The 13,676-nt window shown below is 62.7% G+C and carries 15 protein-coding genes; 9 read left to right on the top strand and 6 right to left on the bottom strand.

Annotated elements, in window-relative coordinates; genetic code table 11:
- Positions 1–171 precede the first annotated feature (171 nt).
- Entirely contained in the window at positions 172–864 is a 693-nt protein-coding gene (locus J4F42_15875; protein MCE2486993.1) for a hypothetical protein, read from the top strand.
- A gap of 38 nt (positions 865–902) precedes the next feature.
- Here the strand turns inward: J4F42_15875 and J4F42_15870 are convergent, their stop codons facing one another.
- Positions 903–3,077 carry an anthranilate synthase gene (locus J4F42_15870; protein MCE2486992.1) on the bottom strand — a complete coding sequence of 725 codons (2,175 nt, stop codon included), beginning with the start codon at positions 3,075–3,077 and terminating at the stop codon, positions 903–905.
- A 276-nt stretch (positions 3,078–3,353) separates the two neighbouring features.
- Here J4F42_15870 and J4F42_15865 point away from each other — a divergent pair, with 276 nt between their 5' ends.
- Positions 3,354–3,893, top strand: coding sequence for a GNAT family N-acetyltransferase (locus tag J4F42_15865; GenBank protein MCE2486991.1), 540 nt, complete (start codon positions 3,354–3,356; stop codon positions 3,891–3,893).
- A gap of 7 nt (positions 3,894–3,900) precedes the next feature.
- Here J4F42_15865 and J4F42_15860 read toward each other — a convergent pair whose 3' ends face one another.
- Positions 3,901–5,091: an acyl-CoA dehydrogenase gene (locus tag J4F42_15860; protein ID MCE2486990.1), complete on the bottom strand. Its 1,191-nt coding sequence runs from the start codon at positions 5,089–5,091 to the stop codon at positions 3,901–3,903.
- Between the two features lie 92 nt (positions 5,092–5,183).
- Here J4F42_15860 and J4F42_15855 point away from each other — a divergent pair, with 92 nt between their 5' ends.
- Genes J4F42_15855 through J4F42_15840 form a run of 4 tightly spaced genes read left to right on the top strand, consistent with a single transcriptional unit; the run spans position 5,184 to position 6,689 of the window.
- On the top strand, positions 5,184–5,855 hold the full coding sequence (locus J4F42_15855) for an EthD family reductase (protein ID MCE2486989.1): 672 nt from the start codon (positions 5,184–5,186) through the stop codon (positions 5,853–5,855).
- Positions 5,856–5,866: 11 nt separating this feature from the next.
- A complete protein-coding gene (locus tag J4F42_15850) occupies positions 5,867–6,217 on the top strand; it encodes a hypothetical protein (protein MCE2486988.1) in 351 nt (116 codons plus the stop codon).
- A gap of 3 nt (positions 6,218–6,220) precedes the next feature.
- On the top strand, positions 6,221–6,460 hold the full coding sequence (locus J4F42_15845) for a DUF4160 domain-containing protein (GenBank protein MCE2486987.1): 240 nt from the start codon (positions 6,221–6,223) through the stop codon (positions 6,458–6,460).
- Complete coding sequence (locus J4F42_15840; protein MCE2486986.1) at positions 6,420–6,689, top strand: DUF2442 domain-containing protein; 270 nt, start codon at positions 6,420–6,422, stop codon at positions 6,687–6,689. Before J4F42_15845 ends, J4F42_15840 begins: the two co-directional genes overlap by 41 nt.
- 21 nt (positions 6,690–6,710) lie before the next feature.
- Here J4F42_15840 and J4F42_15835 read toward each other — a convergent pair whose 3' ends face one another.
- On the bottom strand, positions 6,711–7,865 hold the full coding sequence (locus J4F42_15835; GenBank protein MCE2486985.1) for a thioredoxin domain-containing protein: 1,155 nt from the start codon (positions 7,863–7,865) through the stop codon (positions 6,711–6,713).
- 138 nt (positions 7,866–8,003) lie between these two features.
- Here J4F42_15835 and J4F42_15830 point away from each other — a divergent pair, with 138 nt between their 5' ends.
- On the top strand, positions 8,004–9,065 hold the full coding sequence (locus J4F42_15830) for an LLM class flavin-dependent oxidoreductase (GenBank protein ID MCE2486984.1): 1,062 nt from the start codon (positions 8,004–8,006) through the stop codon (positions 9,063–9,065).
- A 9-nt stretch (positions 9,066–9,074) separates the two neighbouring features.
- On the opposite strand, the gene J4F42_15825 is transcribed toward J4F42_15830, so the two are convergent.
- A complete protein-coding gene (locus J4F42_15825; protein MCE2486983.1) occupies positions 9,075–10,106 on the bottom strand; it encodes a thioredoxin domain-containing protein in 1,032 nt (343 codons plus the stop codon).
- 364 nt (positions 10,107–10,470) lie between these two features.
- On the opposite strand from J4F42_15825, the gene J4F42_15820 reads away from it, so the two are divergent.
- Positions 10,471–11,688, top strand: a complete 1,218-nt coding sequence (locus J4F42_15820) for a LysM peptidoglycan-binding domain-containing protein (GenBank protein ID MCE2486982.1) — start codon at positions 10,471–10,473, stop codon at positions 11,686–11,688.
- A gap of 1 nt (position 11,689) precedes the next feature.
- Here J4F42_15820 and J4F42_15815 read toward each other — a convergent pair whose 3' ends face one another.
- Together J4F42_15815 and J4F42_15810 are read right to left on the bottom strand one after the other, a co-directional pair.
- Positions 11,690–12,673, bottom strand: a complete 984-nt coding sequence (locus tag J4F42_15815; protein ID MCE2486981.1) for a 2-dehydropantoate 2-reductase — start codon at positions 12,671–12,673, stop codon at positions 11,690–11,692.
- A gap of 63 nt (positions 12,674–12,736) precedes the next feature.
- Positions 12,737–13,354: a hypothetical protein gene (locus J4F42_15810; protein MCE2486980.1), complete on the bottom strand. Its 618-nt coding sequence runs from the start codon at positions 13,352–13,354 to the stop codon at positions 12,737–12,739.
- A gap of 82 nt (positions 13,355–13,436) precedes the next feature.
- Between J4F42_15810 and J4F42_15805 the strand changes: the two genes are divergently transcribed.
- Positions 13,437–13,676 (top strand): hypothetical protein (locus J4F42_15805; GenBank protein MCE2486979.1); only part of this gene is annotated, 240 nt, incomplete at its 3' end.

Here is a 13,676-nt window from a genome sequence, read left to right as displayed (position 1 = left end):
GACAAACGCGCCGTCAGCTTTCGGGGAGCTATCTATCTCGCTGCCTCGGTGATCCTCCTTAACTGATGACAGGCCCTAGGTTTCGCAACGATTGAATCGATACTCAACCTCACAGACGGAACTTTCAAGACACTTGATCTGAAAGGAGTAACTGTAGAAGGGGAGCTGCGGTTGATCACAGGCAAAAAGTCAGTCGAATGGCTGCCTGATAGCGAGACCCGACCCGATCAGATTCAGCTCAATCTACACAATGCTCAGGCTGGTGCCTTGGTTGACAGTCCCAAATCCTGGCCAGATAAGATCGAACTCAGAGGTTTCACCTATCGCCAACTTGGTGGACCGATGCAGGAGGACGATCCGTCCGAACGACCAGTGGACGACTTCCTCGAGTGGCTTAGCCGAAATGAGATATTCTCGTTTCAGCCCTACCAGCAGCTTGCTACCGTTCTCAGCGATGCCGGCAAATCCAACACCGCAAATGCGGTGCTGTTCGCCGTCAAGGAGCGCGAGCGCCGGAGCGCTACGGGCTGGAGGCGCGTCGGATTGAGCATTCTTCAGTACGGTATCGGCTACGGTATCGGCGTCTACACCTTCCGGGTGCTTTGGTGGGCAATCTCTGTAGTTTTATTTGGTTGGGGCGTTCTCTGCATTTGGGAAGAGCCCCAGAACCACTGGGAACCTATTGGATTTTGGTTTAGCCTTGATTACCTTCTCCCAATTATACGGTTGCGCGATACCCATTATGAGACGGTGAATCTAAGTTCTGTCGTGCGCCTATACTTTTATATCCACCAGATTATCGGCTACGTCCTAGCGTCCCTCTTGATCGCCGCCCTCAGTGGGATCATCAGAGCCGAGGAATAGTGTCTGTCGGCTCGTGTGAATATCGCTTTATAGATCGTCTAAGCTGCAGCGCCGCACAAGCGGGCCACCACGTTGTACATCAGGCGCAGGCCGTAATCCTCATCCAGGGTCAGAATCGACTCGGGATGAAACTGGACGGCGGCAATCGGCAGCTCGTGATGTTCGACCGCCATGACTACCCCGTCGTCGCTCTCGGCGGTGGTATGCAGTTGGGCAGGCAGGCGGTCCTTGCGGGCAAACAGCGAGTGGTAGCGGCCGGCCGTCAGCTCGCGCGGCAGCCCCTCAAAAATCCGACCGCCCAATACGCGGATGGCTGAGGCTTTGCCGTGCATAGGGTAAGGCAGCACTGACAGTTCGCCGCCGAAGTGTTCGACAATACCCTGAAGACCCAGACACACGCCAAAGACCGGCAGCCGGCGTTCGAGCACGGCCGCCAGGGTGCCGGACACGTCAAAGTCCGAGGGTTGGCCCGGTCCGGGTGACAGGACGACCAGGTCGGGCCGCTGAGCCTCGAACTCGTGGTGCGGAAAACCGGCCCGCAGGGTCAGCACCTCGGCCCCGGTCTGACGCAGATAATTGGCCAGGGTATGGACAAAGGAGTCCTGGTGGTCGACCAGCAGAATCCGCTTGCCCCGGCCCGGGCTGGCGATCTCCAGCGGCCGTTCGCCCCGGCTGTCGCGCGGCCGCCGAATAGCATCCAGAAAAGCCGAGGCTTTGATGTGGGTTTCGCGCTCCTCCTCGTCCGGGTCGGAGTCGTATAACAGGGTGGCCCCGGCCCGGACCTGGGCCACACCGTCTTTGAGCCGGATTGTGCGCAGGGTCAGGCCGGTATTCATGGTGCCGTTAAAGCCGAGCAGTCCGATGGCCCCGCCGTACCAGGCCCGGGATGATTTTTCGTGGTCCTCAATAAACTGCATGGCCCAGGCTTTTGGCGCACCGGTGACCGTCACCGCCCAGGTGTGGGCCAAAAACGCGTCCAGGGCGTCGAACTCGGGCCGTAGCCGACCCTCGACATGATCGACGGTGTGAATCAGCCGCGAGTACATCTCGATCTGCCGCCGGCCGATTACCCGCACGCTGCCCGGCTCACAGATCCGGGATTTGTCGTTGCGGTCAACATCCGTACACATGGTCAGCTCGGACTCGTCCTTGCGCGAGTTGAGCAGGCGCAGGATCTGCTCGGCATCGCTGATCGGGTCCCGGCCTCGGGCGATTGTGCCGGAAATCGGGCAGGTCTCGACCCGGTCGCCCTCGACCCGGACGTACATTTCGGGCGACGCGCCGACCAGGTATTCGGACTGGCCGAGGTTGATCAGAAAACCGTAGGGAGAAGGGTTGCGCTCCCGCAGGCGCCGAAACAGCTCTGAGGGAGGCGAGGGGCAGGCCTCAAAAAAGGTCTGGCCGGGTACGACCTCAAACAGGTCGCCGCGCTGAAACGCCTGGCGGGCGACCCGAACGCCCTCGGCGTACTCGCCCGGTTGATGGTCGCAGGCCTGGGCGACAGTCTCGCTGCCCCGGTAGGGCTGGCCGGTGCCGACCCGGGGCAGATTATAGGTGGAGCGACCGTCGGTCTCGAAGTCGTAGCCATAGCGCAGGGCCTGGTCCCGGCGGTGGTCGATCACGATGAGTTCGTCGGGCAGGTATAAGACCAGATCGCGCTGATCGTCTGGACGGGCGAGGCGCAGACGCAGGGGCTCGAACTGGAAGGCCAGATCATAGCCAAAGGCGCCGTACAGCCCCAGGTTGGTGTCCTCTGGGGAGGCGAACAGCTCGATCAGCGCCCGTAGCAACGAAAACATCGAGGGTTGTTTGCTGCGCTGCTCCTCGGCAAAGCGGCCCGCTACGGCTTGTATGGTGCCCGAGACGTGGCGCTCGTTGCGCTCGGCTGCGGCAACCGCAGGCAGGGCCTCAACCACCCGGGAAATGGCCGGCAGCAAAACCTGGCCGCGTTCGTTCAGGGCCGACAGCCGAAATTCCCGTTGCCGACAGCTCAGGGCCAGAGGCGGATTCACAAATCCGATGTCCCAGCGCGTATAGCGACCCGGATACTCATAGCTTGAGGCCAGGAGGACGCCGGGCTGACTGTCGAGGCCGTCAATGATCGGCTCGATGGCGTCCTGAAGCGGGATGCTTTCGATGCTGCGACGAATCTCAATCCCACCCCGGGTGCGATACGTATGCAGGCTGGGGATGCGGGTTGCTGCGTCGGCCATGAATCCTTCCTCCTTCGTTCCACACCGCCGGGTCGTGGGCCAAAAAAAGACCGTCACCCAACCCTGAGGCGACGGTCTTTGCAAAAAGAAGAGCCGCCTCTTTGGTCAAGGCGGCTCCGTGTGTGTCTGCAATACGGGCGGGCCACCTGCTAAGGCAGCCACCACCAGTTCTGTTTGGGAGAATGCTTATGCACGGTCGGGATCCTGGCAGGTCTCAGGCTTCGCGTCAAGACTGGGGCGGTGCTAGGATGCGGACACGGAGGCAATAGGGGAGGGATGCAGGAAACGGTGCTGACGGGCGGGCGGGTGTATCTGCGCCCTTTGGAGCGTAATGACGCCGAACTGATCGTCGTCTGGCTGCGGGACAGGGAGCTGACCTGGAGCCTGGGCGACTTTTTCCCGGCGGCCGATATCCACGCCGTGGCCGATGGTATCGAGCGTCTGTACCGCAGCGGGCACGACCTGCTGCTCGGCGTCGTACGCCGCGACACCGATAGGCTGATTGGCGTTACCGAGCTGCACCATCTCGATCTGGACAACCGCCAGGCCAGCTTTGGCCTGCTCATTGGTCAGACGGGCGAGGGCTACGGCCCGGAGGTGGCCGGGCTGGTGCTTGACTACGCCTTTGGTCCGCTGGCCCTGAACCGGGTCTGGGTACAGGTGGACGAGCGCAACACGCGTGGTATCCGCGCCTATCAGAAGGTCGGCTTCCGGCGCGAGGGGCTGTTGCGCGAAAGCCGCTACGCCGACGGCCGTTACCACGACACGCTGCTGATGGCCGTCCTGCGCGGCGAGTGGCAGGCACGCAGAAAATGAGCCGGTCTCAGCCCTTGGGCAAGCCCAGCACGCGCTCGCCCATGATATTGCGCTGAATTTCGCTCGTGCCGCCCGAAATCGTATACTGGCGAGCACTCAGCACCCGGTTCACCCAGCGCGTCGCGTCGGGCACGGCCTCGGACGGCCCATCGACGACCGCGTTGTGGCCCAGGAGTTCACTGGCAAACTCGGCAATTCTGACGCCCAGCTCAGAGCTGCACAGCTTGAGCATGGAACCTTCGGGGCCGGGTGGCAGCCCTTTGAGTTGTTTGGTCAGGCTGCGCAAACGGGTGTATTTGAGGCTCTCGTGCTCAATGTGGAGTTGGGCCAGCCTGTCGCGCACCCAGGACTGCTGCCAGGCCGGTCGGCCGTTGAACTCGACGTTGCGCGCCAGCTGGGCCAGGCGTTTGATCTGATCGCCCTGGCTCCCGCCGCCGGCAATCCCACGCTCAAACATGAGCGTGGTGATGGTCACCTTCCAGCCCTCGTTCAGCGGACCGACCAGGTTTGCCTTGGGCACCCGCACGTCCTCAAAAAAGACTTCGTTGAAATGGGCGTGGCCGTTGACCAGCACCAGGGGCCGGACCGTCACCCCGGGGGTTTTCATATCCACCAGCAGATAGCTGATGCCACGATGCTTGGGCGCGTCCGGGTCGGTGCGGACCAGCATGAAGATCCAGTCCGCGTACTGGGCGCCCGAGGTCCAGACTTTCTGGCCGTTGACCACAAACTCGTCGCCGTCCTCGACCGCCCGGGTCTGGAGGCTGGCCAGGTCGGACCCGGCCCCGGGCTCGGAATAGCCCTGACACCAGACATCGTCGCCGCGCAGGATGCGGGCCAGGAATTTCTGCTTCTGGGCGTCGGTGCCCCACTGCATGAGGGTCGGACCGCACAGCGCAATCCCCGAGAAGCCGGGCAGGATCGGTGCTCGCGCCCTTGTGTATTCCTCGTCGAACACAATCTGTTCCATCAGCCCGGCGCCCCGGCCGCCGTACTGTGTGGGCCACGGAATGCCGACCCAGCCGGCCTCATACATGCTGCGCTGCCAGGCGCGGCGTTTCTCAAAGGTCGGGCGGTCGGGAGCGACTCGCTCATCCATGGCGTCCTCGACGCACAGCTCCGGGGGCAGATGTGCCTCCAGCCAGCCGCGCAGTTGGCTGCGAAACGCTTCCTGTTCGGGCGAGTATTGAAAATCCATGCCGTGTCCTTCTGTTCTTGCCGTTCGAGAGTGCCGCTTGCCTTGACCCAGGCCAACAGCATGCCATAGGTAGACGCAGGAGGAAAAGACGTATGGTCAAACTGATCGCCTTTTTCAAGCGCCAGGCCGGCATGTCGGTCGAGGATTTCCAGGCCTACTGGCGTACCAGCCACGCCGATATCGTGGTCAAACTGCCCGGTATCCGGCGCTACGTTCAGTCCCACACCATCCTGTCCGGCTACCGTAAGGGCGAGCCCGTCTACGACGGCATGGCCGAGCTGTGGTTCGATAGCACGGATGTCATGCGTCGCCAGGCCGGCACGCCGGAGTTTGCCGCCGTGCGGGCTGACGAGCCGAACTTCATGGAGGTGGCCAGCCAGGGTACGATCATCACCGAGGAGCACGTCATCAAAGACGGCCCGATTCCAGACGACGGGGTCAAAAACGTCGAGTTTGTGAGCCACAAACCGGGCATGCCGATTGGGGACTTCCAGACTCATTGGCGCGAGATTCATGGTCCGCTCGGCGCCGCCATCCCGGTTGTCCGGCGCTACGTCCAGAGCCATACCCGACTGTCGATCTACAAGAGCGGCAAAACGCCGCTGTATGACGGCGTGGCTCTGACCTGGTTTGACAGCACCCAAGCCATGCGTGTGTCGGCCACCACGCCTGAGTACGAGCGGACCCGGGCCGACGAGCCAAACTTCATCGCGCCCGGTACGCTGCCGCTGATCATCACCAAGGAGCACGTCATCGTCGGGTGACGAGAGCAAGCGTGGGACAGCAGCATTCCTTCCGCATCGTTCTGTCAGAGGCGGGCAGCGACCCGGCGGATCAACTCGAACTCTTTTCCCTGTTGAATCTGGGCCTGACGCAATCCTTAGCGAGCGGAGTCTTGAGCCCGAGCGACGCCCTGCAATGCTTCTATCACGCCGAAAATTGCCTGTACGTTCAGAAACATCTGCGGAACAAAGACGCCAACGCGATCATGAGTCACGGGGTGCAACTCCCCGATCTTTTTGAGAGTCTCGAAGCGGAAGAAGCGCAACGCGAGTTTCTCTGTGAGCTTGAGAAAATACGTGGGATGTGCTTGAGGCTCCTGGAAACTGAAGCACGGATGAGCTAGTGGATGGCGCCGACAATCCACCGAGAGCACGGCTACCGGTATTTCTTTTTTTCGCGAGAAGAGTCACGTATGCACGTGCATGTTTCCTGCGCTGACGGAGAGGCCAAATTCTGGCTTGAACCCGACGTAGCGCTTGCCCGGAATTATCGGCTGTCCGAGTCACAGCTTCGCGAAGTCGAAGAGGTCATACGGAGGCGACGGGATGAATTCAGAACCGCTTGGCATCGGCACTTCGACGGTTGAGGTCACCAACATCTCCAGGCACGGAATATGGCTCCTGGCGGGTGACAGAGAACTGTTTCTGGCGTACGAGGACTTCCCCTGGTTCCGGGATGCCCCTGTGAGCAAGATCGTCAATGTCGAAGAGCCAACGCCGGGACACTTCCACTGGCCTGATTTGGACGTGGATATCAGCCTACGGATGATCGAGCACCCCGACCGGTTTCCCTTGAAAGCCGGAGGGAATGCATAGCCAGGGCTCTCAGCCCCAGCTTCATTGCTGCTGGTGCATCGTCACCAGGGTTGCCAGCTTTTTGGGCGGCGGCAGTCCCTCAATCACCCGTCCGTTGACGATCAGGGTCGGCGTGGCGCTGATTTCGAGCCGTCGCCCTTCTTCGACATCCCGGCGCACCCGCTCTTCCATGCGCGGATCGTCGAGACAGGTATCGAACTGCTCAAGGTCGAGGTCAAGCGCCTCGGCGTGACCGACGAGGTCGGCGCGGCTGAAGCGCTTCTGGTTGGCAAACAGGCGGTCGGCGTAGTCCCAAAAGGCGTCCTGCTCGCTCGCGCATTCCGAGGCAATGGACGCGGCGCAGGACGAGGGGTGGACCTGTTGGTTGATCGGATTACAAGCTTGGTCGAGCGGGTAGTGGTGAAAGACAATCCGCACCGCGCCCTTGTTGGCGTCGTGCAGGGAGGACAGATAGTCGCGGGCCACGGCGCAGCTCGGACACCGGAAATCGACGAACTCGGTGATCCGCAGCGGTGCGTCCGGCTCGCCCTTGACATGGCGTTCCTGGCTCCGGACCGCCACCTCACGCTGTTGGTTGTAATAGCGGACGAAACTTCTATCCATGCGCTCGGCGCTCGGGGCGATAAAATCGAGCGGGACCAGCTCGGTCCGAGCCTGCCGGGCCTGCCACCAGCCGATCCCGCCGACCAAGACCACGCAGCCGAGCAGGCCAAAGGCAAACTGACCCGGCTCGAAGTCGGCCGAGGAACGGGCCAGCATCAGCGCGCCGACAAACAGTCCGATATTGACCAGATATAGCGCGGAGCAAAACAGGCACACCGACTGGAGCTGGAAAAACGACACCGCAGCCATGTACAGGCCAAACACTACCAGCCAGGAACACACAAACAGCAGGCCAAGGGCCTGGGGAATGACGGCCAGGACGAGGGTCACGGCGTAGGCGGCGGTCGCCCACATGGCCACCGGCAGGTCAAACAGGCTGGCATACGTGCTGTTGAGCACCGAGGTGCAGTCGATGATCGAGCCGGGCTGACAAAAATGGGACGTGACCAGACCATCGGCCTGATAGTGCAGAACCGACAGATAGGCGCCGATGCCCAGGCCGAGCAGTGCCAGGAGACGGGTCAGCAGCAGCGGGCCGCTCGGCAGGGACCGGGCTGTCGGTCGAGGTGCCACCTGGCTGCTCCTGCGGCGTCCCGCCTTGTTTTTCTTTTCTGACATAGTATGAGACACCTACCACAGTCGTTTCGGGCTGGCCAAGAGGGGGGCGTCCAGACGCGCCCGGACGGCAGCGCCCAGCCATGAGGATTCAGCATGAAATTCGGTCTTTTTTACCAACTGCCGTGCGCCCCAGACCAGAGCGAATTCGACCGCTACCAGCGGACCCTGGAACAGATCGAATATGCCGATGCACTGGGCTTTGATACGGCCTGGCTGGCCGAGCTGCACTTTAACCGGCCGTTTTCGATCATGCCCTCGCCGCTGATCGTTGCTACGGCCCTGGCCCAGCGGACGCAGCGTATTCGCCTGGGGCTGGCCGTGGCGCTGCTGTCCTTGCAGCACCCGCTGCGAACCGCCGAAGACGCCGCAACCGTCGATCTTCTCAGCCACGGGCGGCTCGAACTGGGGGTCGGTCGCGGTACGATCGCCATTCATTTTCAGGGGCTGGGCGTGGCCCGGGACGAGAGCCGGGAGCGTTTTGAAGAAGCCCTGAGCATTATCGAGCAGGCCTGGAGCCAGGACACCTTTGCTTTTGAGGGCCGCTATTTCCAGATTCCGCCCACCTCGGTCGTGCCCAAGCCGTTCCAAAAACCGCACCCGCCGCTACGGATTGCGGCCAATAGCCCGGAGACGGCCAGCTTTGCCGGCCAGCGCGGTTATCCGGTCTTTGTCGCCTCTCCGATCAACCCAATGCCCAAACTGGTCGAACACCTCGACGGCTACTCCCGGGCGTTTCGGGCCGCCGGTCACCAAGGCAAACGGCCCGACAGCGCGGTGCTCTTTCCGGTCTATGTGGCCGACAGCCGGGCTCAGGTCCGCCAACAGGTCGAGCCCAGCGTCATGCACTATTTTCGGACGGTCACGGCCCAGGCCGAGCTTGGCGAGCGGGGACAGAGCCAAGCTGCGTCCTACGCCTATCTGCGGGAGGTCCGACAGCGACAACAGTCCGTGACCTGGGACGTGATTGACGACACCATGGCGCTGTACGGTCCGCCCGAGCAGTGCGTTGAAAAGATCCGCGCCGCCCACCGGCAGTGTGGCATGGATCAGCTTATCTGCTGGTTTAATCCGGGTGGCCTGGTGCCCCACGAGCAGGTGTTGGCCAGCATGCGGAGCTTTGCCGAGCAGGTCATGCCGGCGGTCCGTGCCTTATGAGTTCCACGCTCAGTCTGCGGCCAGCGCGTCCTCAATCAGTTCCTGAAAGGCCGAGAACCGCCGTGCCCCGGACATAAAGCGCCCGTTGATGAAAAACGCGGGCGTGCCGCTGACCCCCAGCTGGGTGCCCTGAGCCAGATCTTGGCGAACCGCAGCCGCCTGCTGGCCGCTGTCCAGACAGGTGTCGAAACGTGTCGCATCGAGTTGCAGGTCGGCCGCGTACTGCTTGAGTTGCTCCACCTCCAGGGCCTTGGTGTTGCGAAACAACATGCCGTGGTAGTCCCAGTATTTGTCCTGTTCGCCGGCACACCGGGCCGCTTCGGCCGCCTTCTGGGCTCGGGGATGGGACGACAGGGGAAAGTCCTTGAACACCAGCCTGACCTGGTCTTTATAGGTCTCCCGGATTTTATTGAGGGTGGCTTGCGCCCGGGCGCAGTACGGACATTCGTAGTCGCCAAACTCGACCAGGGTGACCGGCGCCTCGGCCGAACCCCGGCTCGGCGCGTCGTCAACCGCCACCTCAACAATCGGCGGCTTGAGGTGCAGGCGAATGACGGCCGCTTTGCGTAACTCCTGCATGAAGGCTTGTTGGCGCCCGCGCCGCGCGGTTCGCTGCAACTGTTGGGCCAGGCGGTCGCGCACCTCGTCCAGCGGCGTATCGCCCAGACGGGTCGCGTTGGCCTGGTAAAACGCCTCGATTTCTTCCTCGGTCACGGTTCGGGTCTTGCCTGTGACCTCTCGCTGCAACAACTCCTGGCTGGACAGGCCACGTTTGCCGGCCTCGATGGCCAGCAGGCGCTCATTGATCAGGCCATCGACGGCCTGTTTCTTGAGGGTGTAGATCTGGTTGTTGAGGCGCAGCATCTGGCCCTTGATGCGGTCCTCAATGTCGGCCTGGGTGATGGGGTGGCCCTCAATGGTGGCCAGAACAGCGTTTGGAGTCGCTTCCGGAACCGGCTCGGCCTGTTGGCCGGACGCTGGGGGTGAGAAGCTGAGCAGCCAGACGAGCAAGCCTGCGCCAACGAGCCGGTCTGTTTTCATAGCCATGTCCTCGTCTTGCTCAACCGGTAAACGTAATGAGCAGAAAGAAGACGAGGAGCGGGATGAGCATCCAGACCAAAAACACAATCCAGGCCGGTCCCTGTCCTTGACTCTTGTCCATTGTCCCTCCTCATGTGGGCGTTGACACGCATTTGCTACACCATAGGCAAAATGGCCGGATTGCTCAATGGTGGGACGAGCCCAGGCGGTGCTGTAGCAGGGGCAGGACTGAGAAAATTCTTGGTCAGGCTTGAGGTCCGGGCCGTTGCCAGGAATAATGGAAGGTCCTGTTCGGCGACTACAGCCTTGTCACGGGACTGTCATGCGCCGGGCCGTAGGCTGTGGAGTGGAGGAGGAGTGAATAATGGGCAAGCGTAGACTGGAAAGCCGACTCATTCTCGTCATTGCCGCCTGGATGTGGGCTCAACCGGCGTGGGCCGGACCCGAGTTTTCCCCGTCTCTGGTCGGCATGTACCGCAAAAGCATGCAGGTCGAGGCGCCGCTGTTCAGCGCTGCCGGTCGCCATGGGCTGGACCCCCGTCTGGCTCGCGCCCTGATCCTGCACCAGTCCGGGGGCAACGACGCTATCGTGTCCGCCTCAGGCGAGCTGCGGCGCAACGCGTATTTGCCGACCGCTTCGGAGCCGGCGCCGGCAGATACGGCTGCGGCCAATCTTGAGGCCGGGATACGACGCTTCGCCGAGTTGGCCGAGCGTCTGGGGCGCCACGACTACGCGCTGGCTGCCTATGTCGGCGGTCCCCAGGTGCTCGCCTCGCAGCCGGCTCTGCCGCTGTCCGTCCTGCACGACGTGATGCAGATCGAGCAGTATAAATCGGTCTTGCGCCTGCACGAAGCCGAGATCCGGCGTGAGGCTGAAAGCCTGCGGCTGCGGCGTGTGCAGCCGGGTGAGAACTGGGCCTCGGTGGCCCGTACGACAGGCGTCTCGGAATTCCTGTTGCGCCTGTACAATCCCGTCCTCGCCGCCCACCAGCTGCACCCCGGCATGCTGCTCGTTGCTCCCGACCCGCGGGCGCCGGCCGTCCTTGAGGTGAACGGCACGACGCTGTCCTATACCTCGCGGATCGGTGACTCGACCCTGAATCTGGCCCGTGCTTTCGGCGTTGATCGTGATACGCTGCGCCAAGACAACAATCTCTGGTACTTGCAGCAGCTGGCCGCGGGCCAGCCGCTCAGTATTCATTTACCCGACCATTCGCCGTCGTCGCCCGTCCGGCTTGCCGCGTCTGCCCCCGGGGCAGGCCTCCAGCCCCACACCGTCAGGGCCGGAGAGACTTTGAGCCATATCGCTCTCCGCTATGACACCTCGGTCCGAACCCTGATGCGGACCAATCGGCTGTCCACCTCGCGGATTGTGGCGGGCCAACAACTCTGGATTCCAGATCGCCGGGCTCGGCCGCGTGTGGCCCAGCGGCCACGCCTGCATACCGTGCGCCGGGGTGATACCCTGTCACACCTCGCCCAACGGTATGACACCTCGGTCCGGGCGCTGATGCGTGTCAACCGGCTGGGCAGCTCGCTGCTGCGGATTGGCAAAATCCTGAGGATTCCTGACCAAGTCTGAATCAGCTGACCCGGGCGTCAAAATTTTCTTCAATCGCCTTGACGCTGCGGTAGGCGAACTCGGTGTACGGCACCGGAATGCCGAGCCGCTGGCCTTCGCGGCACACATAGCCGACGGTTTCATCAATCTCGGTTTTTTTGCCGGCCAGCACGTCCTGGAGCATGGACGGAATAATATGCGTCCGGCCGCCGGCCTCAACACTGCTGCCGACCTCGACCAGCCGTGTGACCGCATCGCCAAACGGCGCATGACACATCACCTCGAGGTCGAACAGGCTCCAGGCCGGATGTTCGGACAGGGCAACGCCCTTGGCTTTGGCCACCGCAGCCACCTCACGGAACATGTGGACCGACAGCGCCGCCAGCTGCGGACTCGACCACACCCGATGCATGGGCAGACGGGTCATGGCCGAAAGCGTGGCAAACGGGTTCTGAAAGGCCTGTTTTGTCCACTCGACGGAAATGATGTCGGTGACGCCGTTGGCCTTGAGTCCGGCCTCCTCAAAGGCCCGGACAATCGCCGCCACCCGGTCTGAGGGACGGCCGTCGAGTTCGCCAAAAAAGGTGATGCCGTCCAGGGTGTATTCGACCTCGCCGTCGCAGCGGAGGGCCGCTCCGATCATGGTTGTCGCGCCCACGACTGTGTCCCGACCGAACACCTGGGCGATCTGGTCGTTTTTGACCATGCCGTTTTGGAGCGAGGCTGCTCCACCGACCCGCATATGGGCAACCCCGGCCAGGGCCGACTGCATGTCTTTGGTCTTGACCGTAATGAGCAGGATATCGGCTGCCTCAATCTGTGTGGCCTGGGCAAAGCTGCTGACCGGAGTCCGAAAGTCGGCCAGACCGCTGACCTGCAAGCCGTGCTGGCGCACCGCTGCCGCATGGCCCGGCCGGGCAAGCATGATGACATCGGCGCCGTTGCGGGCCAGATACGCGCCAATAACCGAACCCACACCGCCCGCTCCAAGAATCACGATACGCATAGGCTGTCCCCCTGTCGGCCGGGATTATTCCGTGTCCCGCGTGGTCGTGTCAATCAAGCCGGGTCAGGCTCCAGCCGTCGGCCCGACCGGCAGCCTGACCCGGTAGACCCGGGTCACATGGATCAGCCAAGCCTGGTCTGAGGGCAGGCCGGCGATCTGCTCCGGGCTCAGCTTGCGGCCCACGGCCCGACTGATCGCCTCGGCCTCGGCTGTGGTGCGTAGCACGAGAAGCGTGTCATAGCGGCCAAACGTCGCCTGTGCGGCCGAGCCCAGAAACGACACCACGGTTGCTCCAGCCCTGAGGACAAAGGCCAGGGTCCGCTCCCAGCTGTCTCCGGCGTTGAGGCCATCAACCAGGATGAGGGGAGGGGAGGAGGCGGTCTGCAAGCCTTGAGCAACCACATCCAGGACGCGACGTGGAACCTCTTGAGGCAGCCGGGTGGCAGACGCCAGGGGGATATAGCGGGCTTTGTCCCGCATCAGCAGGCGGAACTGGATTTCTGTGGTCGGGTATCGCCGGGCATCGACACACACCACCGGGCCGTGGTGCTGAACCTGCTGGTAGGCCAGGGCCAGGCACAACTGTGTTTTGTCCTGGTCCGTCCCGCCCAACACACCAACCCGTCCGATCAGGGCGGGCAGCTGGGCAGTCTGATCGGGGTGACGGTCTTGGCCGGCCATGGTGTGGAAGCATAGCCCGGGTGGCGCCAAACGGCCAGCGACCGGCCTTGTCGGTCCGCCCAAAGTCCTTTAATGAACAGCCATGGCGGATACGTCCAAACGCGGCTCTTGGCTGGTGCTGGCTTTTGTGGTTGTGGCAAGCGTTGCGGTGATTTTTGCCTGGCACTCGCGGCCGGTCCCCAGGCCAGGCTGGCGCACCATACTGGAGGAACCCGGCGTTCCGGCCGCCCGCCGTGGCATGGAGCTGTCCCGCCGTGGCCGTCAGCTGTTGTCTCCGCTCGAACGCCAGGAAATGGACCGTCTGTACGCCGAGGCGTTGCAG

It is taken from the genome of Desulfurellaceae bacterium, from assembly GCA_021296095.1.
Lineage (GTDB): Bacteria > Desulfobacterota > Binatia > Bin18 > Bin18 > JAAXHF01.
The sequence above is the reverse complement of the archived record's forward strand: the minus strand, read 5'-3'. Positions and strand labels throughout refer to the sequence as shown.